The 24,695-nt window shown below is 42.2% G+C and carries 24 protein-coding genes; 5 read left to right on the top strand and 19 right to left on the bottom strand.

Annotated elements, in window-relative coordinates; genetic code table 11:
* Positions 1 to 81: 81 nt before the first annotated feature.
* The gene (locus ABI367_RS04230; RefSeq protein ID WP_462228829.1) at positions 82 to 1,002 is read left to right on the top strand and encodes a cation diffusion facilitator family transporter; all 921 of its coding nucleotides are present in this window, start codon (positions 82 to 84) and stop codon (positions 1,000 to 1,002) included.
* On the opposite strand, the gene ABI367_RS04225 is transcribed toward ABI367_RS04230, so the two are convergent.
* From ABI367_RS04225 to ABI367_RS04210, 4 genes are all read right to left on the bottom strand, one after another.
* On the bottom strand, positions 1,003 to 1,461 hold the full coding sequence (locus ABI367_RS04225) for an SRPBCC family protein (RefSeq protein ID WP_462228827.1): 459 nt from the start codon (positions 1,459 to 1,461) through the stop codon (positions 1,003 to 1,005). It abuts the gene before it with no gap.
* Between the two features lie 62 nt (positions 1,462 to 1,523).
* Positions 1,524 to 2,354 carry a helix-turn-helix domain-containing protein gene (locus tag ABI367_RS04220; RefSeq protein WP_462228825.1) on the bottom strand — a complete coding sequence of 277 codons (831 nt, stop codon included), beginning with the start codon at positions 2,352 to 2,354 and terminating at the stop codon, positions 1,524 to 1,526.
* A 169-nt stretch (positions 2,355 to 2,523) separates the two neighbouring features.
* The gene (locus ABI367_RS04215; protein WP_462228824.1) at positions 2,524 to 3,066 is read right to left on the bottom strand and encodes a DUF5606 family protein; all 543 of its coding nucleotides are present in this window, start codon (positions 3,064 to 3,066) and stop codon (positions 2,524 to 2,526) included.
* Positions 3,067 to 3,148: 82 nt separating this feature from the next.
* Positions 3,149 to 3,586 (bottom strand): peptidylprolyl isomerase, encoded by a 438-nt coding sequence (locus tag ABI367_RS04210; RefSeq protein WP_462228822.1) that lies wholly within the window; start codon positions 3,584 to 3,586, stop codon positions 3,149 to 3,151.
* Positions 3,587 to 3,818: 232 nt separating this feature from the next.
* On the opposite strand from ABI367_RS04210, the gene ABI367_RS04205 reads away from it, so the two are divergent.
* Together ABI367_RS04205 and ABI367_RS04200 are read left to right on the top strand one after the other, a co-directional pair.
* On the top strand, positions 3,819 to 5,000 hold the full coding sequence (locus ABI367_RS04205; RefSeq protein ID WP_462228854.1) for an asparagine synthetase B: 1,182 nt from the start codon (positions 3,819 to 3,821) through the stop codon (positions 4,998 to 5,000).
* Positions 5,001 to 5,069: 69 nt separating this feature from the next.
* The gene (locus tag ABI367_RS04200; protein WP_462228820.1) at positions 5,070 to 6,386 is read left to right on the top strand and encodes an asparagine synthetase B; all 1,317 of its coding nucleotides are present in this window, start codon (positions 5,070 to 5,072) and stop codon (positions 6,384 to 6,386) included.
* Positions 6,387 to 6,469: 83 nt separating this feature from the next.
* Here the strand turns inward: ABI367_RS04200 and ABI367_RS04195 are convergent, their stop codons facing one another.
* The 4 genes from ABI367_RS04195 to ABI367_RS04180 form a co-directional block, all read right to left on the bottom strand.
* Positions 6,470 to 8,572: a putative porin gene (locus ABI367_RS04195; protein ID WP_462228818.1), complete on the bottom strand. Its 2,103-nt coding sequence runs from the start codon at positions 8,570 to 8,572 to the stop codon at positions 6,470 to 6,472.
* Complete coding sequence (locus ABI367_RS04190; protein WP_462228816.1) at positions 8,572 to 9,387, bottom strand: purine-nucleoside phosphorylase; 816 nt, start codon at positions 9,385 to 9,387, stop codon at positions 8,572 to 8,574. The genes ABI367_RS04195 and ABI367_RS04190 overlap by 1 nt, the downstream gene beginning before the upstream one ends.
* The gene (gene lpxK / locus ABI367_RS04185) at positions 9,350 to 10,414 is read right to left on the bottom strand and encodes a tetraacyldisaccharide 4'-kinase (protein ID WP_462228814.1); all 1,065 of its coding nucleotides are present in this window, start codon (positions 10,412 to 10,414) and stop codon (positions 9,350 to 9,352) included. Before lpxK ends, ABI367_RS04190 begins: the two co-directional genes overlap by 38 nt.
* Before the next feature lie 244 nt (positions 10,415 to 10,658).
* Positions 10,659 to 11,609, bottom strand: coding sequence for an MBL fold metallo-hydrolase (locus ABI367_RS04180; RefSeq protein ID WP_462228812.1), 951 nt, complete (start codon positions 11,607 to 11,609; stop codon positions 10,659 to 10,661).
* 45 nt (positions 11,610 to 11,654) lie between these two features.
* Here ABI367_RS04180 and ABI367_RS04175 point away from each other — a divergent pair, with 45 nt between their 5' ends.
* The gene (locus tag ABI367_RS04175) at positions 11,655 to 11,960 is read left to right on the top strand and encodes a hypothetical protein (RefSeq protein WP_462228811.1); all 306 of its coding nucleotides are present in this window, start codon (positions 11,655 to 11,657) and stop codon (positions 11,958 to 11,960) included.
* Here ABI367_RS04175 and ABI367_RS04170 read toward each other — a convergent pair whose 3' ends face one another.
* Positions 11,961 to 13,055, bottom strand: coding sequence for an AI-2E family transporter (locus tag ABI367_RS04170; protein WP_462228809.1), 1,095 nt, complete (start codon positions 13,053 to 13,055; stop codon positions 11,961 to 11,963).
* A gap of 54 nt (positions 13,056 to 13,109) precedes the next feature.
* Positions 13,110 to 13,985, bottom strand: coding sequence for a nucleoside phosphorylase (locus ABI367_RS04165; RefSeq protein WP_462228807.1), 876 nt, complete (start codon positions 13,983 to 13,985; stop codon positions 13,110 to 13,112).
* Positions 13,986 to 14,047: 62 nt separating this feature from the next.
* On the opposite strand from ABI367_RS04165, the gene ABI367_RS04160 reads away from it, so the two are divergent.
* Positions 14,048 to 14,221 (top strand): DUF6496 domain-containing protein, encoded by a 174-nt coding sequence (locus ABI367_RS04160; RefSeq protein WP_167437800.1) that lies wholly within the window; start codon positions 14,048 to 14,050, stop codon positions 14,219 to 14,221.
* 100 nt (positions 14,222 to 14,321) lie between these two features.
* On the opposite strand, the gene ABI367_RS04155 is transcribed toward ABI367_RS04160, so the two are convergent.
* The 9 genes from ABI367_RS04155 to ABI367_RS04115 all read right to left on the bottom strand — a co-directional run.
* Entirely contained in the window at positions 14,322 to 15,302 is a 981-nt protein-coding gene (locus ABI367_RS04155; protein ID WP_462228804.1) for a Gfo/Idh/MocA family protein, read from the bottom strand.
* Between the two features lie 47 nt (positions 15,303 to 15,349).
* Complete coding sequence (locus ABI367_RS04150; RefSeq protein ID WP_462228802.1) at positions 15,350 to 16,696, bottom strand: bifunctional folylpolyglutamate synthase/dihydrofolate synthase; 1,347 nt, start codon at positions 16,694 to 16,696, stop codon at positions 15,350 to 15,352.
* Positions 16,697 to 17,383: 687 nt separating this feature from the next.
* Entirely contained in the window at positions 17,384 to 17,701 is a 318-nt protein-coding gene (locus tag ABI367_RS04145) for a GIY-YIG nuclease family protein (protein WP_462228800.1), read from the bottom strand.
* 208 nt (positions 17,702 to 17,909) lie between these two features.
* A complete protein-coding gene (locus ABI367_RS04140; protein WP_462228799.1) occupies positions 17,910 to 18,722 on the bottom strand; it encodes an energy transducer TonB family protein in 813 nt (270 codons plus the stop codon).
* A 78-nt stretch (positions 18,723 to 18,800) separates the two neighbouring features.
* Complete coding sequence (locus ABI367_RS04135; RefSeq protein ID WP_462228797.1) at positions 18,801 to 19,202, bottom strand: ExbD/TolR family protein; 402 nt, start codon at positions 19,200 to 19,202, stop codon at positions 18,801 to 18,803.
* Positions 19,202 to 19,918: a MotA/TolQ/ExbB proton channel family protein gene (locus tag ABI367_RS04130; protein WP_462228794.1), complete on the bottom strand. Its 717-nt coding sequence runs from the start codon at positions 19,916 to 19,918 to the stop codon at positions 19,202 to 19,204. The genes ABI367_RS04135 and ABI367_RS04130 overlap by 1 nt, the downstream gene beginning before the upstream one ends.
* Before the next feature lie 5 nt (positions 19,919 to 19,923).
* Positions 19,924 to 21,162 carry an HU domain-containing protein gene (locus tag ABI367_RS04125; RefSeq protein ID WP_462228793.1) on the bottom strand — a complete coding sequence of 413 codons (1,239 nt, stop codon included), beginning with the start codon at positions 21,160 to 21,162 and terminating at the stop codon, positions 19,924 to 19,926.
* A 36-nt stretch (positions 21,163 to 21,198) separates the two neighbouring features.
* Positions 21,199 to 23,037 (bottom strand): hypothetical protein, encoded by a 1,839-nt coding sequence (locus tag ABI367_RS04120; RefSeq protein WP_462228791.1) that lies wholly within the window; start codon positions 23,035 to 23,037, stop codon positions 21,199 to 21,201.
* A 16-nt stretch (positions 23,038 to 23,053) separates the two neighbouring features.
* The coding region (locus ABI367_RS04115) for a tetratricopeptide repeat protein (protein ID WP_462228789.1) at positions 23,054 to 24,695 on the bottom strand (1,642 nt) is incomplete at its 5' end.

The raw sequence follows: 24,695 nt of genomic DNA, 5'->3' as shown, positions 1-24,695 counted from the left end.
CACAGGCAACTACAAATATTACTGTTTTCAGCTTTCTGCTTTTACCTTTTAGCTTTCCGCTTTTATAACTAACTTTGTACCATGTCAGGTCACGACCACTCACACCACCACCATCATGATCACGCGCCCAAGCTGGATCATTTAAATACCGCCTTTATTGTAGGTATAATTTTAAACTCGGCTTTCGTAATTATCGAAGTTATAGCGGGGTTTATAACCGGTTCGTTATCCTTGTTAACTGATGCAGGGCATAATTTAAGCGATGTGGCCAGTTTAGCCCTGGCTCTGTTGGCTTTTAAACTAACCAAAGTAAGTTCAAATAAACAATACACCTTTGGCTACAAACGGTCCACTATTATCGTATCATTTTTTAATGCGCTAATACTTTTTGTTTCGGTAGGTTTTATAGTTTACGAAGCGGTAACGCGGTTTATGAAACCCGAAATTGTTGAAGGCGCTACCATGGCCTGGGTGGCCTTTATTGGTATAGCCGTAAACGGGTTTACAGCATGGCTATTTGTTAAAGATAAACACAGCGACCTTAATGCCCAAGGGGCTTACCTGCACATGGCTATGGACGCTATAGTATCGGCAGGTGTGGTAGTTTCGGGGTTGATTATTTATTTTACCCATTTATATTGGATAGATAGCGCGGTAAGTATAATTATAGCGGTTGTGATATTGCAGGGAACCTGGAGTTTACTAAAAGATAGCTTAAGGCTGGAAATGGATGGTGTACCCAAGGATATGAATCTGGAAAGTGTTAAAGAGGAACTGCTTAAGGCCAAAGGTATAGTTGGTGTTCACCATGTACATGTATGGGCCCTAAGCACTACTGAAAATGCTTTAACGGCCCATTTAGTATTAGATGCGGAAAGTTTGCCCGTATTTGATAAAATAAAACAAGACCTGCGGCACCGCTTGCAGCACATGGATATAAATCACAGCACCTTTGAACCCGAATTTGTGGACGAGAACTGCAAACATGAAGTTTGCTGTTAATTACACCGCCGGTGCAGTATTTTGTTTGAAAATCCCCTGGCCGGTTGTAAAATAAGACAATAAGCTGGTTTGTATCCAATGTGTCCAGCCGGGAGCACAATCCTTGTAACACTCAACATCCGGTGTAAGGCCATCATGTGTAAAGTTTAGCTCTGTTACCCCGTTATTTTCATGAGCTTCAAAAATTAGTCGGGTATTTGCCCATTCTTTTTTGTCGGCATACCAGGGCATATGGCAATCAGTAATTAGCCAAACAATTCTTTTACCGGGTATTAACTCCGCCACCGTAAAATTAAAGAAAGAATCCCCACCCATTTTCACGACGAACTTATCGTTTTGTTTTTCGGAACTCCCACTAAAGGCAACTCCCCACCATTCAGTTACTTTACTGATTTTTTTGATCGCTTCTTCGGCTGTGATTTTTGCAGATATACTACTGTTAAAATTATTTTTTTTCATGTCCTTGAATTTTTTAATAAAGATAGCAGCGCTGTAAACACCGGTATTGTACAAATCGGAACTCAGGTTCTGTAATGCTTTGTCGATAGTTCGTTGGTGCTGTTTTGAAGATCGGTTGGGGTATGCCCGGTAAATCTTTTAAATGCTCTTAAAAAATGAGACTGGTCGTGATAATTATGGTAAATATGGTTTTTTAAGTTTTGAAAATTTACACCGGCCGAATAAGCATAGTAAATTTGCTTGAACCTGATAATCTCGGAAAGGTTTTTTGCACCTGTGCCCAGGTGTTCTGAAAATTTGCGATGAAGCCAGCGTGCACTATAACCGGTTTCTTTTTCAAGTTGTGCCACGGTCAAAATACCATCAGTACTCAATATTCTATTTATACAGTAATCATATATCGGGTCAGGCGCTGTTTTTTCCAGTTGTTTGATCAAAAAATTTTGAAGCAACTGCACTTTCAAATCAACCGAAGTTGTTTCACCAAGTCTTAATTGCAGTTCCGCGGCCGCGTTGCCAATCAGGTCCTCTAATTGCATAATTTGATTTTTAACCTCGGCATATAGTAAATGGAAAAATCGGTATGCACCTTGTGGGTTTAATTCGATAATTATAGTGCCTGTTGGCTCTGCATTAAAGGTGTCAAGCATTACCGGCGAATCTATGATGCCGGTTAGGCTCAATTTATTTTCAGGTTGAATAAATGTTTTGTTACCAATATCGGCCACCATTCCGTTACGATAGGTAAGTGTCAGTTTAAAATTTGCATTAGGCACAATTAATTTCCTCTCCTGGCTATCAAGGTGGCCGCTGCTTTCAAATACGTGTATTTTAGCAACGTGTGCGCTTAATTGAGGATGCGGAGTGATAGGAATGAATCGGAAATCTGCCATTTTTTTCCTTGCAAATATCAGCGTTACATAAAAGTAAGGAAAAAAACATCCAACTACAATGTAATGATAAACAGATAAATAAGTTATCCGGCAAAAAAAATGCGGATATGCATCATCTGCACATCCGCATTTTTTATCCCGATAGCTATCGGGACTGCACATCAAAAAGCTATCCGGCTCTTGATGGATTTTTAGGTGTATTAATTTTAGGCGCTTTTGGGGTTGCCGGCGCTTTCTTTTGTACCGTTGCCTTAGGCTTAGGTTTCTCGGTAACGGCTTTTGCCGCTGCCCCAATAGGTTTTTCAGCTTCGCCACTTTCAGCAGCCTTTACTTCTTCGTTAAACAAAGGCATGTCTTTTAATATATGGTACCAGGTAAGTACCTTTTTCATATCGGATGCATATACCTTTTCTTCATCATGATCGGGAGCTACCTCTCTGAAAAACGCCCTTAAAACCTTGCCGTCAGCTTTGGCATCAGGTACGTTGGCGGCAGTTTTCATACGCTCAAATACGTCAGTTAGCTTAATGTCTTCATCATAGCTAAATAAAGTTATTTCATCAAGCGCGGCTAATTTGGCTGTTGATAAATTGGCTATCAACTTAATTTTTTGCGCGTCGAGGCTCTCTAACACAAAACCTGTTTTGTTTTGTGCCAATGCTTTCCATAATCCCGGTTTGCCAGATACGGCTACTATTCCGCTTAAATTCATATGTAGTGAATGGTGATTAGTGACTTGTGATCAGTAACTAATGAAAAAACTAATCACCAATTACAAATCACTGATCTCTAAATTAATCTTCTAAAACTTCTATTCCTAAAATTTTATCGCCCTGGCGTATAGCGTCAACAACGTCAACGTTCTCTACAACCTTACCAAAGCAGGTATGGTGCCTGTCAAGGTGCGAAGTATTATTGCGGCTATGGCAAATAAAAAATTGCGACCCACCGGTATTGCGGCCTGCATGGGCCATTGATAATACGCCACGGTCATGGTATTGGTTATCGCCGGTTAGTTCACAATCAATGTGGTAGCCGGGGCCGCCTGCACCTGTGCCGGTTGGGTCGCCGCCTTGTATCATAAAGTTAGGTATAACTCTATGAAAGGTAACATTGTTGTAAAAACCTGATTTGGCCAATTTTTTAAAATTCGCCACTGCAATAGGCGCGTCTTTTTCGTAGAATTCTACGGTCATATCGCCTTTTTCAGTTTTTATAATCGCTTTGCTCATAGTATTTTTAATAGTTGGCAAATGTACAAAAAAAGCAGAAAGGTAAAAGCTAAAAGCTTAAAGCATGTCTTATTAATTCCTGTTTACGTTTATAGGCATAATACGTTACGCAATAATTCGTTATTTTTGGGTAATGAAGCAATCTTTAAAACGCCTTTCTGCTTTTACCTTTCTCCTTTTAGCTTTAAGCTTTTTACCCATCCTTACACGGGCGGCATCTATATTGATCCCTATGGATGAGGTACAAAAGGATCATCTTAAATCGTACGGAATTGCCTTTTGGACATTGAAAAACGGGGTAGAAGTTAACTGGCTGCTTAATTATCGCGGTGGTAGCTTTATGATGGGTTATAGCAAGCAAATTGAAGACGAATGTAATATACGTGGTGTAAGCTATGAAGTTGTTGCCGATGCTAAGGCCGCTGCCATTATTACCGAGGTAAGTGACCCATCAGTAAATATGGATGTGGTGAAGTTGGAGAAAGTGCCCAAGATGGCTGTTTATTCGCCCAAAAACAAAATGCCCTGGGATGATGCCGTTACCCTGGTTTTAAAATACGCCGAAATACCTTTTGATGTAGTATATGACGAAGAAGTACTAGCCGGCGACCTGCCTAAATACGATTGGCTGCATATGCACCACGAAGATTTTACGGGCCAGTACAGCAAGTTTTATAATAATTTCCGCAACGAGAGCTGGTACCGCGAAGACCAAAAGGTACAGGAGGCTACGGCGGCTAAACTGGGCTTTAAAAAAGTGTCACAAATGAAGTTGGCTGTAGTACAAAAGATACGTGAATTTACAGCAGGTGGCGGGTTTTTATTTGCCATGTGCTCGGGTACTGATACGTTTGATATAGCTACCGCAGCCGCCAATACCGATATTTGTGAAGCCATGTTTGATGGAGATGGTGCCGACCCGCAAGCGCAACAAAAGCTGGATTTTAACCAAACCTTCGCGTTTCAGAATTTCAATTTAGATCAGGACCCTTTCTCTCATTCATTCAGCGATATTGACGATGGACCGACACGCCAGGTTGAAAAATCAAAGGACTTTTTTACCCTATTTGATTTTTCGGCTAAATATGATGTGGTACCCAGTATGCTTACGCAGGATCATGATAAGGTGATAAAAGGCTTTATGGGCCTTACAACCGCCTATAATGAAAGTAAACTAAAGCCTGGCGTGATTATAATGGGCGAAATGAAGACGCAGAATGAAGCCCGCTATATTCATGGCGACTATGGCAAAGGCCAATGGACTTTTTATGGCGGCCATGACCCCGAAGATTATCAGCATGCCGTAAACGATCCGCCAACCGATCTCAAGCTTCACCCCAACTCGCCGGGTTACAGGCTGATATTAAATAATGTATTGTTCCCGGCCGCTAAGAAAAAGAAACAGAAGACATAATTTCTGTTACATACGGCTCATTATAAATAAAACTTTATATTTTTATAATACAATCATTATCAGCCAAAAATGAAAAGCATCCTGAAATATTTGTTAGCTTTTGCCTTTCTGCTTTTACCTATTTTAACCAGGGCTGCATCTTTATTGATACCTATGGATGAGATACAGAAAGATCATTTAAAATCATACGGTATTGCGTATTGGGTACTTAAAAACGGCGAAACGGTTGACTGGCTTTTAAATTACCGTGGCGGCAGTTTTATGATGAAATACAGTAAGCAACTGGAGGATGAGTGTAATATACGGGGTGTTAGCTATGAAGTGCTGGCCGATGCAAAAGCAGCCCAGATCATTGAGCAAATAAGCGACCCATCTGTAAACATGGAAGTGGTAAAACTGGAAAAACCTCCGCGCATGGCTGTTTATTCGCCGCCTGATAAGGGGCCGCTTGAGGATGCCGTGGTGCTGGTGCTGCATTATGCCGAAATACCGTTTGATATGATATATGATGAAGAGGTATTAAAAGGCGACCTGTCTAAATACGATTGGCTGCACCTGCACCACGAAGATTTTACCGGACAGTACAGCAAGTTTAACCGTGGTTTCAGCGAAATGCAAGGCTCATTTAACCAAAGGGACAGGGAGACACAGGAGGCGTTGGCCGCCAAGCTGGGCTATAAAAAAGTATCAAAAATGAAGCTGGCTGTAGCACAAAAAATACGCGACTTTACCGGCGCGGGCGGGTTTTTATTTGCCATGTGTTCGGGTGCGGATAGCTTTGATATAGCCCTTGCAGCCGCCAATACGGATATTGTTGATGAAATGTATGATGGCGACGGCTATGACCCACAGGCACAATCAAAACTGGATTTTAGCCAGACCTTAGCATTTCAGAATTTTACAGTTGCCTTAGGTAGTGGCAACAGGCTAAAATTTAGCGATATTGATGTGGGCCACGTGGGTGGTGGCCGCGGTGGTTTTGGCGGCGGCTTTGGTGGCGGTGAAAGACGTGATCCCACTACCGATTTTTTCACCCTATTCGATTTTTCGGCCAAATATGATGTGGTGCCCAGTATGCTTACGCAAGATCATGATAAAGTGATAAAGGGCTTTATGGGCCTGGCTACCGCTTTTAACGAATCAAAATTAAAGCCGGGCGTTACCATAATGGGAGAAAGAAAAGTAGGCAACGAGGCCAGATACATACACGGCGAATACGGCAAGGGCCAATGGACATTTTATGGCGGCCACGACCCCGAAGATTACCAACATGGCCTTAACGACCCGCCAACTGATTTGAAATTACATCCTAACTCTCCCGGTTATCGGTTGATATTGAACAATGTGTTGTTCCCGGCGGCTAAGAAGAAACATCAGAAGACGTAGGTTCAGTTGGCATTTTTGAGTTTGCAGTTAGAAGTTTTTTCCAGAAATGTTAAACTGCAAACTGCATGCTGGTAACTGCCAACTCAATTAAAGAAAGTCCAACTCACCCCAAACTTTAATTGCCTGTCCTGTTGCGGGTAGCGGTTAACAGTGTAGTACCCTTTGCTAAATATGCCCTGGTTAACATAATCATACCCAACAAATAAGTTGGTACGCTGTAACGTGGCTTTTATAAATACGGTAGCAATAGGGTAGGACGAGAAAGTTATATTGTTGCCATTGTAAAACTGCCCTAATCCCACCGCGTATGATGGTGCTAAATACGACGTGTTGAACCTGATATTAGTACCCAGCGATGTATGCAGTACATTAAATAAAAAGGTATTATAATATAAGCTGGTATAGGTATATACCTCAGGAATGCGCAGGGTGTTTTGGTAATCTGATTTTTCGTAAACCACAAAATTGTCAAAATGCCATTTATGGTAGGTAAGGTTTTTGCCCAGGCTTAGCTTAAACAGGTTTATAGGGCTGCCCAACTGCTGCGGCGTGGCATCATTGCCCCCGGCTGGCGAGGCAAAATATAGATAATCACTTATCAGAAAATACTCGGCTTTCAGGTCAACCTGCACCGCGTCATTCATATAATTAAAGGATACGCTGGTTGTTTTTTGATTTTTAAAGGTATTATGAAAAATATAATGATTGGATACCCAATCGGTATAAACCAACCCTGGCGAACTGCTTTGCACATATCCGCCTAAAATAATTTTACCTGCCTTGCGGCTGCCTGCCAGTAATAGTTTGGCATCATACAAAAAGTCGCCAAAATTACGCCCGGCTGCTATTTGGTTAAAATTGCCTTCAAGCCCAACCTTGTCGCTAAAGCGGTAGCTAAAGCGGGCCTTAAGCGTTATGTTTTGAAATGTTGAGCCCCGCTTCTGGTCCATTTGTTTTATTTTAACACCCCCCTGGTTTACGGTGCTATCGCTTACAAACTGCGAGTAGGTGTACAAGTCGTGCGTAAGGCCCAGATCCAGCTTAAACTCATTTTTTACAAACTTGTTCGATTTACCCCGCAGGTAAAAACTATACGAAAAATCGTTTTGTATATGCTGTACCGTTAACGAGTCTCTCGACCGGTTAATGCCATAATAATAGTCAGGAAACACACCGTAGGTGTCGGGGTCATTTTGTATGAAATTATATTTCTGTACATTATAATTCAAGGTATAAGCCACGCGCTGGGTGGGTAATATGTTGGCAGCATCTTTTTGCCGCAGTGTATCAATACGGCCTATATAATAAAACTGCTTAACATAAAAGCCACTGGTTTTCCAGTTTTCGTAGGTATAAGGTAAACGTACCGCTTCGGTAGATTTATCAATAGATGGTGTGCCTGTAAAAATGGTATCTTTTAATATCGACCCAGTTTCGGGCGACTTTAAATTATTAAAATTAAGGTTAGCCAGTAAATTATATCGTTTGTTTTTTGATTCGTACCAAGTAAAAACAGCAGCGTTTAACTGGCTAACATTTTGGCCCAAAACGGTATAGCTATAAAATCCTTTTGAGCCTGCAAAATTAAGATTGAAGCCAACATTCCAGTTAGGTTTAATATTTTGGGTATGTATTATTTTAAATATCTGCTCGGTTTTACCCCCGGTTACTAAAGAGAGTATGGTTATAGGTACGCGCGCCCGGTAATATTGTATATCCTGAGGGCTTAATAAATAAACATCAAGCGCATGCAGGCCCACATCAAAACCAATGGTACGCGATGGCTCAAACAGCAGGCTGCGGGCCGCAAAACCGGTACCGCCCAAGCTTATTTTGGGTGTTTTAGGTTTGTACAGCAGACTGTAATTTTCAAAATCGGTTATACCCGTATCCAGCGGGAATACCTGTGTACTGTCATTCAATAAACGCTCATTGGTTACACGTATCATTTTTGAGCTAAACTCAACCGAGTCGTGGCGGCCTTCTTCCTGCTTGCGCAGGGTATCCAGCAATTGGTCGCCGGTAAGCTGAACTTGGGGCTTTCTCACCGTATCGCGTGTAAAGGGGTTTTGGTTTTGCGCGCCGGCACCATTACCAAAGCCAGGGTTGGTAAATTGCGCAAAGGCTGTATGTGCGCATACGCAAATTAATAATAACAATAAATATTTAAGCTGTTTATAACCCATTAAAGCCCGGCTATCAAATTTTTAAGTATTAATGTCATTTTAGGCTCGGCCTGCTGGGCCACAGCTATTATTTCTTCAACCGATACAGGTTTTAAAATCTCAGGAAAACCCTCATCTGTTAAAACCGATATGGCAAAAACCGGCAGGCCCATGTGGTTGGCCACAATAACCTCGGGCACGGTGCTCATGCCTACGGCATCGCCGCCTATTATGCGTAAATATTTGTACTCGGCCCTGGTTTCAAGGTTAGGGCCGGTTACGGCAACATATACTCCTTTGTGGCAGGTAATTTTATTAGACATAGCAATATCAAGGCCCTTATCAATCAGGTTCCATTTATAAGGCTGGCTCATATCCGGAAAACGTGGTCCCAGCGCATCTTCGTTGCGACCCAATAAAGGATTATCAGGCTGCAAATTAATATGATCTTCAATAATCATCAGGTCGCCTTTTTTATAGGATGGGTTTAACGCGCCGCTGGCGTTTGATACCAGCAGGGTTTTTATGCCCAGCATTTTCATTACCCTTACCGGGAAGGTAATTTGCTGCATAGTATAACCTTCGTAATAATGCAGTCGCCCTTGCATAGCCACCACTTTTTTGCCGGCCAGCGTACCAAAAATTAATTTACCCGAGTGGAACTCGAGCGTTGATATAGGAAAATCAGGGATGTTTGAATACATCATCTGTTTTTCTACCTCTATTTCATTAACTAATGCACCCAGCCCGGTACCTAAAATTATACCCACTTCGGGTTCAAAATCGCCAATGCGGCTTTTAATGTAGTTGGTGGTGCTCTGTATATTCTCTAACATATTTTTTTACTGACTGATCAAAGCTTTCGCCCTGGTTATTTAAAAATTTAATGCCTATCGGTATCACCAAAACAGGCAATTTATTAACTATCGGCAACAGTTGCTGTACACGTAAACGCTGCGCATCCTTTTCTGTTGTAATAATTACTTTTTTTTGTGACGCACAGCCTTCAAAATCATCGGCAAGTTTACTGATATTTTTTAACGTAAACTGATGATGATCGGGATAATTATGATGAATAATATCGGGCCTATATTTTTCAAGATGTTGTACCAATGGCCTTGAGTTGGCAATACCCGTTAATAAAAATACGGTAGTATTAGCATCAATAACCATAGTATTTACTTTACCATCCATATCCTGTAGGTTGTAATAAGTTATAGCTGTAAAAAATAATTGCTGATACGGTAATGGTTTTATAATAGCGGCAATTGTGTCCTGTTTTTGTTGGTCTATATCCTCCGGGCATTTGGTTACAACTATTATATCTGCCCGCCAGCGGCCGCTAAACGGTTCGCGCAGGTCGCCCGCCGGTAATAATAGTTTGGGTTTGGTAATGTTGTTATAATCAAACAATAAAATGCTTAAGGCGGGGGCAACCGCTCTATGCTGATAGGCATCGTCCAATAAAATTAAATTATGATGCGGCTGTAGTTGTTGTATGCCATGTACCCTGTCCTCGCAAACGGCAACGGTAACATCCGGAAATTTTTGTTTGAACTGTGCGGGCTCGTCGCCAATTTGGTTTGCGGTCGCTCCCGTATCAGCAACTAAATAGCCCCTGGTTTCACGGCCATAACCGCGACTAAGGGTAGCCAGTTTCTTATCTGTTTTTAATAAACGGATAAGATACTCCGTCATGGGGCTTTTGCCCGCGCCACCAACCTCTAAGTTACCCACCACAATAACCGGGATGGTAAACTGCTGGCTCTTAAATAGGCCTGCGTCATAAAGCCAGTTGCGTATTACAACTACCAATCCATATACTATTGAGAATGGAAACAAAAGCAGGCGCAGGTATTTCATATTTAAGTGTAAAGATAGCTAAAAGATGTGCAGATGTGTGAATATGCTGATATGCAGATGATGTCTGTCAGGCGTCGCTTTCGGTAGAAAAGGGGTTTATCCAAACCAAAAACGTTTGTCATTTCGACGAGGAACGAGGAGAAATCTATACATATGCTACGTGGAATATGTATAGTTTTCTCACTATGTTCGAAAGGACAGCGGTTTAATGAATTGGATAGATTTTGGTAATATGATTTTCTAATCAAAAACCCAACACCCTACCCTGTACCGGATATATTAAATGCAGCCTCAGTTTATTTTCGGCTGCAAGCTGTTTTTTGATTTTAGCGATACTTTTTACCGGTGGTTTTAAATGGGTAATTACCACATTTAAATTCTTCATTGCCGCTTTACCACTAAGTCCTCTAAGTTTATCCATCTCGGCCATAAGCAGACGCGGGGTAAGGTGACCAAATAATGATTTGTCAGGGTGCTCATCAGGAAAAGAAACCTCGATCATGATGGCCTTTAACTGCTTACTTTTTATCAGCGGGGCTATAGTTTGCCATAGGTTTTGAAGGTTATTGCTTTTTTCAATTTCGTCGCTTCCGGTATCGCCCAGGTATAACAAATATGAGTCCTTATTTTTAACCAAAAATGCGGTGCTGGTTAAATTTGCATGGCTGAGCGGGAAAGCAGTTACCGTTAATGATGTATTATCAACAGTGATTTCTGTTGCGGGTTTAAGTACATGATAGGTGTATTTATTCAGGATAGGTGCCTCGCCCTCATTGCCAAAATTACTCCAGCTTGTTGGGGTAAAGTAATGGGTTTTTATGGTATTTATACAATCAGCAAAGGCGTAGATGTTTTTGTTGGTATCATTGGGCGAGTTAATAATGAGGCCGGCAATATGGTCAAGGTGCGCATGTGATATAAAATAACCCTTGATGTATTTTTTAAGTACCTCATCGGCAGGGATGGTAAATACTTTATTGGCTATAGCTTTTTCAATGCCATAATGCAGAGTACCTGCGTCTAAACATATATAGTTATTACTGCTGGTAGGGGCAATCATATAGGCGGATAGGTTGCTTTCGTCTATCCCCCCTAAAACACCAAGCGGTACAATTTTGAACGACCGTGTTTGCGCCGAAACAGAACTAATAAAGAAAGCCAATAAGGCAAATAATACCGCGTGTTTAAATTTCATGTAATTATATTAGGCCAATAAATTTAAAAGTAATTTTGCTGAATTATGAAAACCAGCCAAATTGCCGCGAAAACAGCTACCCGTTTGTTCCTGATATTTTTATGTATTGCTCTTGTTCCGTTTTTGCAGGGTGACAATAGCAAACTAGGCCAATTATATTTAACCGTCCCTAATAAATGGACACTCGTATTCCCGGTGCTGTTAATGCTGGGCTTTATAGCTCTGTTTGTATTATGCAGCATTAAAAAATATAAGGCGGTTGATTTAAACTGGCTGCTGGTATTAAATACTGTTGTTTTGCTAATTTATGGCATTACGCTGTTTATACGTATTTATCACGCTATAAAATAGCTATTCGGTCTTCATCTTTTTCTCTGCCGAGGGCTTGTACTCATAATCGCCGCCCAACAGGTAGCCCCAGGGTTTAAGGTGTTCAATCCTGTCCATAACAATTTTGGCTATGGCTATTACCGGGATGGATAAAAACATACCCGACAGGCCCCATATCATTTCGCCCAAAACTATCCCCAAAAAAGTTATCAACGCGTTTAGCCGTACTTTTGATCCTACTATGGTTGGCAGCAGCACATTTGCATCAATAGCATGTATGCTTATTACGCTTATGCCTACCCATACCACGTTATTTATGGAGCCGGTGGCAAAAGTTATTAATACGCATAATAATAAAGCGGTAAAAATACCCAGGTAGGGGATAATATTAAAAAGCCCCACAAGTAATCCCAATAAGGCGGCGTACTTTATACCTATTATCCAAAACAGGGCGCAGGCTACGCCGGCAACTACCACCATCTCTATAAGCAAGCCCAATATGTATTGCCTTAATATATTCTGAATGTTCAGGATGATATCCTTTACCACAACCTCATGCTCCTTACTAAAAACCGATAATATAAAAAAGTAAAGCAGCCTGCGGTAAAACAATATGAAAAAGGTAAATACGATGATAAATAAGTAAAAAAGCGCCAACGATGATACCGCGCCAAATGTGGTACTTATAACCGCTCCGCCCGATGACATGATTTTTCGGGTGGTATTGGTTACATATTCCGTTTGCTCGTCGGTGTCAATATTAAAGGCATATTGCAACCAGTGCTTAATGTTTTCTATTGATTCTGCTATCTGCTTTTTAAGCATGGGCCAATCGCCCGATAAGTTTGATATTTGGTTACTTACCAGGTAAACAATGCAGCCTATAAATGCAACCAGCAATATGATAGATAAAAATGAGGATGCACTGCGCGGCAGACGCAATTTTTTTTCGAGGAAATTAGCGATAGGCAACAATAGTATGGCAAATAAAAAGCCAAATACCAACGGGTCCAATATTTCTTTACCTGCATCAATTAAATAACCTATACCTACTATGCCTATAATTACTAAGGCAAAACGTTCGTAAAAAGGGATGTCGATTTTTTTTATAGTCATGTGTAGTACGAGAGGGGATATTATAAGTTGAAACGGCTATTACAACTATATGTTTTAAAGATTGAGGTTAATATGTTCAAGTAATTCCTTTATAAAAGTATCCATAATTTTAGCGGGTTGGCTGCTAAATGTTTGTGTAACGCGGTTGGCCAGTATCACATTAAATGAGATGGCTTTATGCCCCAGGCTTGCAGCCAGTCCGTATATGCCAGCCGTTTCCATTTCTAAATTGGTTATACGTTGGCTGCTGTAATTAAAGTTTCGTGTAAGTTCCAATAATTCGGGCATTGTATTAATTGCCCTCACCTGTCGTCCTTGCGGAGCGTAAAATCCGGGTGCGGTAATGGTTATGCCTTGTGGTAAACCCGTTGCCAGCTTATTTAATAAAGAAGCATCTGCCGATGCGATATAAGGCGACAACCCATAATTTGCAGGCAAAATTGTTTTAAATACACTTAGTAGTTCAGTTTCATGCGTGGATAAATCTTGTTGATAATAATGCATCAAAGCATCCAACCCAAACGCTGCCGACGATACCAGTAAACTATCAACAGGAATATCAGCCTGCACAGCGCCCGACGTACCTATGCGGATAATGTTCAGACTTTTTAAAATAGGATTGGGTAAACGGGTTTTAAAATCGACATTCACCAGCGCGTCCAACTCGTTCAGCACGATATCAATATTATCCGTACCAATACCGGTAGATAGCACAGTTAGCCGTTGTTTACCAATACGACCCGTGTGTGTTATAAATTCGCGCTTGCCTTTTTTTAGTTCGATGTGGTCAAAGTATTGGGTTATTTCAGCCACGCGGTCCTGATCGCCAACAGTAATAACGGTATCGGCCACATCGCCCGGTAAAAGGTTTAAATGGTAGGCACTGCCATCGGCATTTAAAATCAGGTCGGTTTCTGCAATACTATCCATCAGCTATAAATTTGGCAAATATTTTGCAGTATAACCACATCATTCACCTAATTGTTAGTATCATGGCAAAATATTCAGAAAAAGCGGGCGAAAAGGTTGAAAAAACCATGCACGAAATGAAAGAAGGCAAACTTAAAAGCGGCAGCGGTAAAAAAGTAACCAGTAAAAAGCAAGCTATAGCTATCGGTTTATCAGAGGCCAGAAAAGAAGGGGCAAAGGTGCCGAAGAAGAAGTAGGCAGAATTATAAATTGTCATTTCGAACGAGGTACGAGGAGAAATCTTATACTCATCGCTTGTATAAGATTTCTCACTGCGTTTCGAAATGACATTTGTTTTTATCTGTGTTGGGCAAAAGCATTAAGTATCTCCATGGATTGCAGGGCATCATCAATACTGCAGGGGTTATGCTGCTGCGTGCCATTAAAATAATTAATTACCTGTTCAACCATAGGCTGGGCAATGTGCGCGCCCGGATCAAAGGTCAGGTTTTTTTCATCATCCTCGTTTTTCCAGTAAACAGTATTACCAAACACCGGGAAAACTATTTTGCCCTTGGTGCCAAATATTTCGCATTGGTCAATAGCCTCGGCAGGGGCAACGTTAAAGCTCCATACGCCACTAAATACTACGCCGTTTTTAAATAATATTGTACCCGTTGTATGGTCATCAACCTTGTTGGTATGTGATTGGTTAAGCGATAAACCATTAAAATATTGTGCCTCGCCAAACAGAAAAAGCATGATGTCCAACTGGTGCGGGGCAATATCAAAAAAATAACCACCACCAGATACCTCGGGGTCTACGCGCCAGGCATCTTCAACATGGGTTATCAGCTCAGGTACCGCACTTTGCAATAAACGCATTTGTACGGTGCGTACTTCGCCAATGGTGCCGTTTTCTATTAACTCTTTAATATGTAAAAACATGGTCATAGCACGGCGGTAATGGGCTATGCTTACTTTGCAACCGGTTTGTTTAGCCACTTCAGCTATTTTACGTACTTCGCCGGCATTAAGGGCTATCGGTTTTTCAATATAAACATCATGCCCTTTTTGCATCGATTCAATAGCATAGGTAATATGCGATGACGGCGGAGTAGCTATGTAAATAGCATTAATTTCGGCATCGTTTATCAGTTTGCTGCCATCGTCATACCATTTGCCAATGTTGTGTCGTTTAGCAAAATCGGCTGCTTTAGCGGCATTGCGGCGCATAGCTGCAATAACTTTACTGCCCGCTACTTTATAAAATGCCGGACCGCTTTTTACTTCGGTTACGTCGCCGCAACCAATTATTCCCCAATTAATAGTGCTCATTGTAGTGTTTATAGGTTTGGCGTAAAAATAGAATTTTTTGTGATAAATCAAATCACCTCGGCCACCACAAATGTACTGCCGCCGGCAAAAACCAGGTCATCAGTGGCGGCGGCTTTTTGTGCCCCCGTTAACGCTGCTTTTGCCGATGGGTAAACCTCGCCGTGTAAGCCAAAAGGTTCTGCTTGTTGCTTTAAGCTTTCCGCCTCCAAACCCCGCGGGATATCCGGCCGGCAAAAATAATAGATGGCGTTTTTGGGCAGCATACTCAATACTTTGCTGATGTCCTTATCATTCACCATGCCTATTACAAAATGTAGTTGCTGGTAGTTTACGGTGGCAATGTTTTTTAATACCTCGGCAATGCCCTCGGGGTTATGCCCGGTATCGCAAATGGTTAACGGGCTGGTGCTAATGGTTTCCCAGCGACCATGCAACCCGGTTAGGGTTTTAACATGCCGTAGCGCGGTTTTGATATGGTCGTCAGTAATAATATATCCCTGCAAACGCAGTGCATCTATAGCAGTCAATAGGGTCTTTAAATTTTTAAGCTGATAAGTTCCGGTTAGGTCGAGTTGTAAGTGGTGAGTAGTGAGTGGTGAGTAGTGAGTGGTTAGGTTAACATCAAGCAAATGGCTTTCCGCTTTTTGCTTTCCGCTTTCTGCTTTTTCCGCCTCAAAAAGCTCCGAAGCAAAACTAATGGGCGCATTTTCTTTTTCCGCTTTGCGGATAAATACGTCGGCTACCTCGTCCTGCTTTTCGCCTATGATGACGGGAATGCCGGGCTTAATGATACCCGCTTTTTCGGCAGCTATTTTTGGCAGGGTATCGCCCAGCAAATTCATATGGTCCCAGCCAATGTTGGTGATGATGGATAGGATTGGGGTAATAATATTTGTTGAATCTAACCTGCCGCCTAAACCGGTTTCAATAACGGCTATATCCACCTTCTCTTTCGCGAAAATGTCAAAAGCAAGGGCTACGGTCATTTCAAAAAAGGAGGGGGCGATCTCATCAAAATCTTGACGGTGTTGGGCCACAAAATCAACTACGGTTTCCTCGCTGATCATCTCGCCGTTTATGCGTATACGCTCGCGGAAATCCTTTAAATGTGGCGAGGTATACAGCCCGGTTTTATAACCCGCCGTTTGCAGCACCGCCGCCAACATATGCGAGGTTGACCCTTTGCCATTGGTGCCCGCTACGTGTATGCTTTTAAATTTATGCTGCGGGTTATCCAGTCGTTTGCAAAGCTCAATGGTATTGTCCAGGTCGGCTTTATAGGCTGAGGTGCCAACACGGGTAAAAACGGGTAATTGGGTGTAAAGGTAGTTGAGCGTTTGTTGGTAGTTCATGGGTTGTTGTTCATGGATCATGGTTGATAGATCATGGTTCATGGTAGGGCAAAGCTATGGTTTTGTTGATGATATAGGAAGTATAAAAAGCAATGGCCTCGTGCGAATCCCCTCTAGAGAGGGGCGGAGGGGTGTGTCTTGCCAGGCGTATAACACACCCCTGCCGTCGCACTATCTCACACGCCCCCTCTCAAGAGGGGAACTGTATAATCTCCTGGATCATGGTTGATAGATCATGGATCATGGTAGGGCAAAGCTATAGTTTTTATATGTCATTTATTTACTCCCACATCATTACTACTCCGCTCGCGATTACGCCTGAACTGGTTGTATTTTTTTACTATTATTTAATAACCATACTATTGCCAGCCGAATTTTTTACAAATTTCGTTTAACATCGTTTAACACAATTTTGTAGATTTTTTATGTTAAATAATTGATTGTTAGCTACTTAATATGTTTTTACTATAAAAAAGTGTTAAACCTATTTTTAGTTAATATTTTTCTATTTGATTAATTTTTTATCGCCGTCTCTCGACTTTGCCGCGGGAAGAATATCATTAGCCCTCCGGCCTATAGTGGCAAGATCCTGTTAGTCCGGATTTATAATATTGTAAATCCGGACTAAGGGAAAAAATGTGTTAACCATAAATTTTGTAAAATATATAGCTTGTAGTTGCAGACTTAAAAACTCTCCACGCGTCATCACGAGCGACAGCGTCGTGATCTCTACACGATAGGTTCGTCGCTTTCTATGGAAACGTATAAATCTTTCCAGCCCGGGTTAAGTGAACCTATCAATTGATTCTTATATGCTCTGCTTCTGTTTTTTAACGACTTTTCTTCGGCTATTGCTTCTTCAATATGGGGGTAGAAGTAGTAATACACCAATTTATCGCAATTGTATTTAGCAGTAAAGCTATTTGGATATAGTTTATTCTTGTGCTCCCATATCCTGCCTATTATATTAGAGGTTACGCCTATATAAAGCACAGTATGCATTTTATTTGTCAGGATATAAACGCAGCCGCCTCTTTTGAATACCATTATGCAAGTTAATAAAATGCTGGCTACCTGTCGTGTAGAGATTACTACGCTCGTACCTCGCTCGTAATGACGCGGTTGGGGGTTTTAATTATGTTGACCTGTCGTGCTTCCCTGGCGTGTAGAGATTACTACGCTCGTACCTCGCTCGTAATGACGCGCGGAGAGGGTAAGTTAACTATGAACCATCATCCATGAACTATCAACTAACCTAATTCACTTTGAACACAAACGTTACCTGCCCAATTTGGGTTTCGGGGGCGGTTTCTAAAGCGCTTACGCGGGCGTTGCGTACGGCTTCTTCGCATTTTTGCAGCAGACGCGCATCGGATATGGTTGTGCCGCGGGCACCTGCCGTGGCCGATATGATGTCGCCATTTTTATCTACATGGATGTCCACCACTACTTTACCGGTTATTCTTCCCTCATTACTTACAACGGGCTTATTTACAAAATTACGCTGCCCAAGTCCGCTTAAATTACCGCCATTGCCTGATCCTGTTCCGTTATAGTTATTGGTAAGCGTACTGCCGGTAGGCTTGCCCTGGTTGCCGGGGGTATTGGTGGTACCATCACCTTCGCCGGTGCCATGGTTGCTGGGGCCTTTGTACAATGCGTTTTGGTTAACAGTAGGTTTTACAACCGCTTTGGTAGCCTGTGTTACCGTAGCCGACGGTTTTTTACTGTTGGCCGCAATCTCCGGCGCGTCCTCGGTGTTTTGGGTTACTACGTTTTTATCGCTGCTTTCGGTCGCCGTTTTCTGGTCGGTTGGCGGGGCAGGGGTTATTTTGTCGGGCCGGGTTTTGTTGGCTTTTTCGGCAACGGATGGCTGCTCGGTACTCATATAATCGCTGCCCATGCCTTCATCCGTAGTGCCATAATTTACCAATATACCGCCTGTACCTTCCTCAGGTGGCGGCGGATTGGTGAATACAATAAAATAACATAAAGCCATTATAGCTGCCAGTATAATGCCGGTAGCTGCAAATGCTTTAGGGTAGTTATTTTCTTCGTGATAGTTCATTAGTCAGTTTGCAGTTTTGAGTTTGCAGTTAGCAGTATTTGCACCGGCCATTGCCAACTGCAAACTGTCCACTGCAAACTATCCCTTTGGCTCAGTAGCAAGAACCAGTTTAATATTTAATTTTTGTGCTATATCCATTACCTGTACCACATCCTGTATGGCTACTGTTTGGTCAACGTATAAAACTATGGTCAGCTCGGTAGCCAACGGTTTATAGGCGGCCAGCGTGGGCTGTAGTTGACTAATGGGCACCTCTTTTTTATCAACGTAATATTTAAGATCCTTGGTTACTGCTACCGTTATGGTTTTTTTAGATACTGATTGGCCCGTTGACGATTTGGGCAGCATCAACTTAATAACGTTCGGGTTGGTTACGGTCGACGCGATCAAAAAGAACAACAGCAAAAAAAACATGATGTCATTCATGGCCGAGGTATGCACCTCGGCGGCCGCGCCTCTATGTCTTTTTCGTAAATTCATTATTTGCTGGGTTCTTCTAACAGGTCAATAAATTCAATAGCGTCGGTTTCCAGTTTTAGTATCACTTTATCCACCATCATATTTAAAATATGGTAGCATACGTAGGCCACAATACCCACAAAAAGGCCCGCGGCTGATGTTACCATCTTTACATATAAACCGCCCGATATAACACCCATGCTGATGTTATCGGTTTTTGATATATCGTAAAATATTTTAATTACCCCGGCAATAGTACCTAAGAAACCAAACATGGGCGCGATACCGGCTACTATACCCAATATACCTATGTTTTTTTCCAGTTTTGATACTTCCAGTTTGCCCACATTTTCAATAGCGCCCTCAATATCTTTTATAGGGCGACCTATGCGCAATAAACCCTTTGCCAGCATACGGCCCAGCGGCGAATCGCTGTTTTTGCAGATAGCCATAGCGGATTGCAGGTTGCCTGTGCGGATGCTTTCACGAACCTGCACCATCAGGTGCGATTCGTTTTTCGAGGCCTTACGGATGGTAAAATACCGTTCAAAAAATATCACCAGTCCCAGTACCGCTAATATACCAATGGGTAACATTACCCAGCCGCCTTTTATCAGCAGGTCGCCAAAGCGAAGTTCTTGTTGGGGTATGGCCGCCAGTTGTTGTGTGGCCTGGGATGCAGTATCTGCAATTTTTTGAACAGTGTCTGTCACTGCTTGTGCAAGTAGTAAAGTCATTTTTATTATTTAATTTCCATTGGATATGATTCGTCGGTTATCTTCCCGGCTTCTATTAATTTGCCCATTTCCACTTCCGCATCATTGATGGAGCGGTAAGGGCCCACACTTACTTTTATACTACCCCCGTTTTTAATAACATGTGCCGTAACACCTTTAGCTTTGTACGCATTAACAACGTTATTGGCATCAGCCATAGTACCTGTTTGTTGCAGAATAATTTCAAACCGACGTGTTTTAGGTGCTGTTGTTTTATCAGTTACGGGGTTTTGCGGTCCGGGCACTGTTAATATAACCGATTTGGTTTTTACCGCTTCCTTAACAGGTGGGGCAGCAGTAGCCATAGCCGGTTTATTAATCGCGCCGCTAACAGCCGGTGTTGCCGGGGTTGGGTTGGTGGTAACGTTTGTTTTTGTAGGGGTAGTTGCCGGGATTGCTACTTTATTAGCACCTGTATCGGTTTTTACCATTGTTGCCGCACCGGTGCGGGCGCTGCTATCAATTTGCTGGCCATAGGTTGAACTATCAACCCTTTTATCAGCGATTTTAAGGTCGCCTTTAATCGGTGGTTTTGACCGCATAAAGTTTGGCCGCCAGCTTACTACTTTTTCAAAGGTGTCCGGTTTATATTTGTACAATGCAAAGGCGGCTACGGCTGCAATAAAAATAACACCTATTAAAAGCAGCCATATACGCAGCAGGTTGCGCGATTCGGGTTCCTCATAAAATGATTCATCCTCTTCTACTATATCTTCTTCCGCATTTTCGGGTATTAATACTGGCTGTACATATACTGATTGGGGTTCGGGAGCGGGTTTTGGTATAGATACCAATCCTAACCGGGTAGCTTTTACAGGCTGAAACCCGTAAAAAGCAGCGTCATTAGCTATTTTTTGGGCCGGCCTGAAAACAAGTTGGTTACCTTTGTAGTAAAATGAGCCTATACTGGCCATGGGTACTTCGGCAGTTAAGGCTTCCTGCTTTAAATTGGTAATATATTTTTCAGTAAAATATTGGGATGATGCTAACGATATATTTTTTTTATCGGCAATGTACTGGGTTAGCGTAGTATCGTCATCTGCCAGGCGGGGTTCAAACTGAACCTCATTATGCGGCGGATAAATTTTTTGTTCGGCTTCGCTGTAGTAACCGCCAACACGGGCTTGTATAAGGTAGCCCAAGCCGGGTACGCTTACGTCGCCGCGCTGCTCAAGCAGTTCACTTATATAAAAGCCTACATCCATCCGTTAAAAATAATACAAGTTTACAATACCTACATGCTAAAAGCTATAGCTTGCACCCCCAAATATATTAAATCCATATTCAGGATAGTATATCCAGGTTTGATTTGTTGAATTTAAAATATTATTTACCCTGCCAAAAATAGATATCTGTTTGGTCACCTTGTAATCAACACCTCCGCTTAGGTCCATAAACGAGTTTAGGGTGGTGTATTTTCCGGCTACAACCAATGGGTCGTGCGCATTGCCGCGAAACAACAATGTACCGCTTATACTTACCTTATCATTAATATGAATATTGGTGCCCGCGGTCATTATTAATTTTGGCAGGTTCCAGGCTAAGGCTTCGCTGGCCATCTGGTAGTCTTTAAATTCGGTACGGCCAAATATGTTTACATCATCACCAGCGCGATAGTCCAACTCTCCGTTAAAGCCGGTTACGCGAGCGCGGCCATTATCATAAATAACCGCGAAACGGTTATCGCCATTGGCAAAATTAAAGTTGCTAACCAGCAGCGGCATATCTTTTATACTATTGCGGAAGATAGTGCCTTTAAAGCTTAAGCCGGGTGCAAGGGTACCTTTAAGTCCCGCGCTTATATCCAACTGGTCAACCGAGTTTTTTATGTTGATGTTTTGACCGATAAACGGGTTTAACATCGCAAAATCGCGGATAGATGAGCGGTTAACATCGCCGCGGGCCTCCACAAACAGGCGTACATATTTGGGTATTACCTGTAACTCGGCTTTAGCCGCCGGGAACACAAAGAAGCGTGACGAGAAGCCAAACTCGTCCACTATACTAATACCCGCGTCAATTTTGTAATTAGTACCCTGAAATTTAATATAAGGGTTTACCCTTAACAAATTGTTGCTTAACGAGTACAAGGCATCCTTTTGGGTGCTTACATCCATTGAGGCGCTTATGCCCGCGTAAAACTGCCTTACCGTTTGGTTTACAAAGCCAGATACAACAATGTTATTCTCTTTTGCGCTAAAGGCATTGCTAAACATGTAACCTTTTAATTTTACGGCATAGGTAAAATCGTTCTCTACATCCTTATAGTTTTTAGCCAGTTCGCCTTCGGCAGATAGGGTGCTAAAGTACTGCCTGTCTACATTTAACTTAGCCGGCGGATTACTGCCATCGTAACCATAAAAATAATTGGCATTATTGCTATAGTCGATCCTGCCACTTAAGGCATTTACCGGCCCAATGCTTTTGCCGAAAATACCTATCTCGTTTTTGCTTTGGTTTTGTTTGTATAAGCTACCTGCCTGGGCAAAATGTTTAAGGTATAAACCGGCCTGCAGGGCCTCGTCGCGTCCGTTGGTAATATAGGCTTCGCCATAGGTGGTTTTTAAATTGCCCAATCCCAGCTTAATGTAATTGTTTTGTAGTACAGAGTCTTTCTCGCCGGGCATTTTCATGGCATCCAGTTGTTTGATATCTTCGTCGCGGGTAAGCCTTTTATCAATGGTGGTATAGGTTAACGGCGCTTTAAAGGGCACTTTATCTTCCAGCTCGGGGTTGCGTCTAATTTTCACCGCATCGGCCAATACGGGTTTATAGGCCGTGGTTACCACAATTTCTTCGGATAAGCTGCCGCCATTATTTGCATTGTTATTAGCGGGAGTATTGCCGCCTTTTTTTGTGGTGTCTCTTGGCGCAGTTTTGGCTGCTGCATCACCTAATGATTTTACCTCCACCACTTTTTTGGTGGCTACAGTTGCCGGTTTAGTAGTTGCTTTTACTATTGGTTTAGTAACGGTTTTTTTCGCAGTATGCTTTTTTGCCGGCTTATTTTGCGCATAACCTGCAGCTACTAATAAAACCATTAATAAGGTAAGCAGGGTATAGTTGTATTTTAGTTTCATTTTGCTCTTCTCCTGTTTATGGTTTTTTGGTTACGGTACTATCTGTTTTCATATTACTGCCCGCCGGGACCAGTTTAGGCGGCGACAAAACATCCAGCCTTTGTTTGGCAGTTGTTAAAATATCATCGTCGCCTTTGTAGTTGTCAATTATACTTTGCAACGTAGCTTTGGCCTGAAAATCGTCCTTTAGCTTAACATAGTTATCTGCTAATAAAATGTAGGCTTTGGCTACCCAGTAATCATAGTTGGGCATTTCTTTAACCAGGTCAAAACACGTTTTTTGCGATACTTTGTATTTGCCCTTTAAATATTCAATATTGGCCAGGTTATATTTAGCTTCGGCTGCTGCAATGGTTTTGGTATTAGCCACCGTGTAGTCAAACTCGTTAACCGCGCTGGTGGTATCGCCTTTTTGCAGGTAGGCCTGGCCCGCATATAAACCTGTTTTATACTTATCTTCCTGTGCCGATTTTTCGTTAAGCCGCACTTCCTGCACATATTTAAGCACATCGTCGGGCATCTGCATTTGCGCGTAACATATCAGCAGGTTATTTATGGCAAAGGCATAATCGGCTTTATATTCGGCGTTGGTTTCCAGCTTTTTCAAAAATACCACCGCGTCGTTATACTTTTTCTGCGCCATATACAATTTGGCCATGCTAATTAATGATTGTTCAGTATAGGTGCTGGTCCAGTCGTTCAATATCACGTTATAATCGTTAACTGCGTCGTCAGCTTTATTTAACTGCACTAAACTTTGCGCGCGTATAAACCTTGCCTGTTTTTCGTATATTGGTTTGTTATTAAACTTATCAAAATAAGCGTTTACAGCGCCTACGGTGCCCTGCCAGTCGCCACGCAGGTATAGATTGTTGGCCGCGGTATACATAATGCTTTCCTGCTGCGCTGCCGAATAATTGCCAATTGGCGTGCTTTGCGCATAAGTTATAAAGGTTTGCGCGTCGCCTTTATCGGTATATATTTTTTCTATTTGTTTAAGGGCCTGTTTAGCTTCATCTGTTGATGGGTAGGTTTTTATTACCTCCTTAAATGATTCAATGGCCAAATCGTCATTATGGTTGTTGTAATCAATTAAGCCTATGGTAACCAACGCGCGGGGTATATAACTGCTGCGCGGGTACTTTTGTATCATGGCCAGTAAACTGGTTTTTGAGGTTTGGTCGTCGTTCTTTAAAAAATAGGTATAAGCTATCTCAAAGTCGGCATCATCCGCGTAGTCTGATCCGGGGAATTTAGCCAGCACATCATTAAGCGTGGCTATTTTGGTATCTAATGATCCCTGCAAGCCTTGTATCATCCCCCGCTGAAACAGGGCATAATCTTCGCCTTTGCTATGCTGGGCAATTATCCTGTCGTAATAATCAAGTGCCTTACCATAACTTTTTAATACAAAATAGCTGTCGCCAATACGGGTAATAGCATCATTAACGCTGTTCTGGTCCTTCTCTTCGCCCTGTATAAATCGTTCAAAGTAATTAGCGGCTTTTTTATATTTTTCATCGCCAAAGGCGGCATAAGCTAAAGCGTAGTTAGCATAGTTGTACACATTGGTTTCGCGGGCCTCGGGCATATCCAGAAACTTCTCAAACGTCTCCACCGATTCGCCGTACTTGCGTACCTCGTACATGGCCTCGGCC

The organism is Mucilaginibacter sp., from assembly GCF_039935595.1.
Lineage (GTDB): Bacteria > Bacteroidota > Bacteroidia > Sphingobacteriales > Sphingobacteriaceae > Mucilaginibacter.
This window is presented reverse-complemented; position numbering and strand designations above follow the sequence as displayed.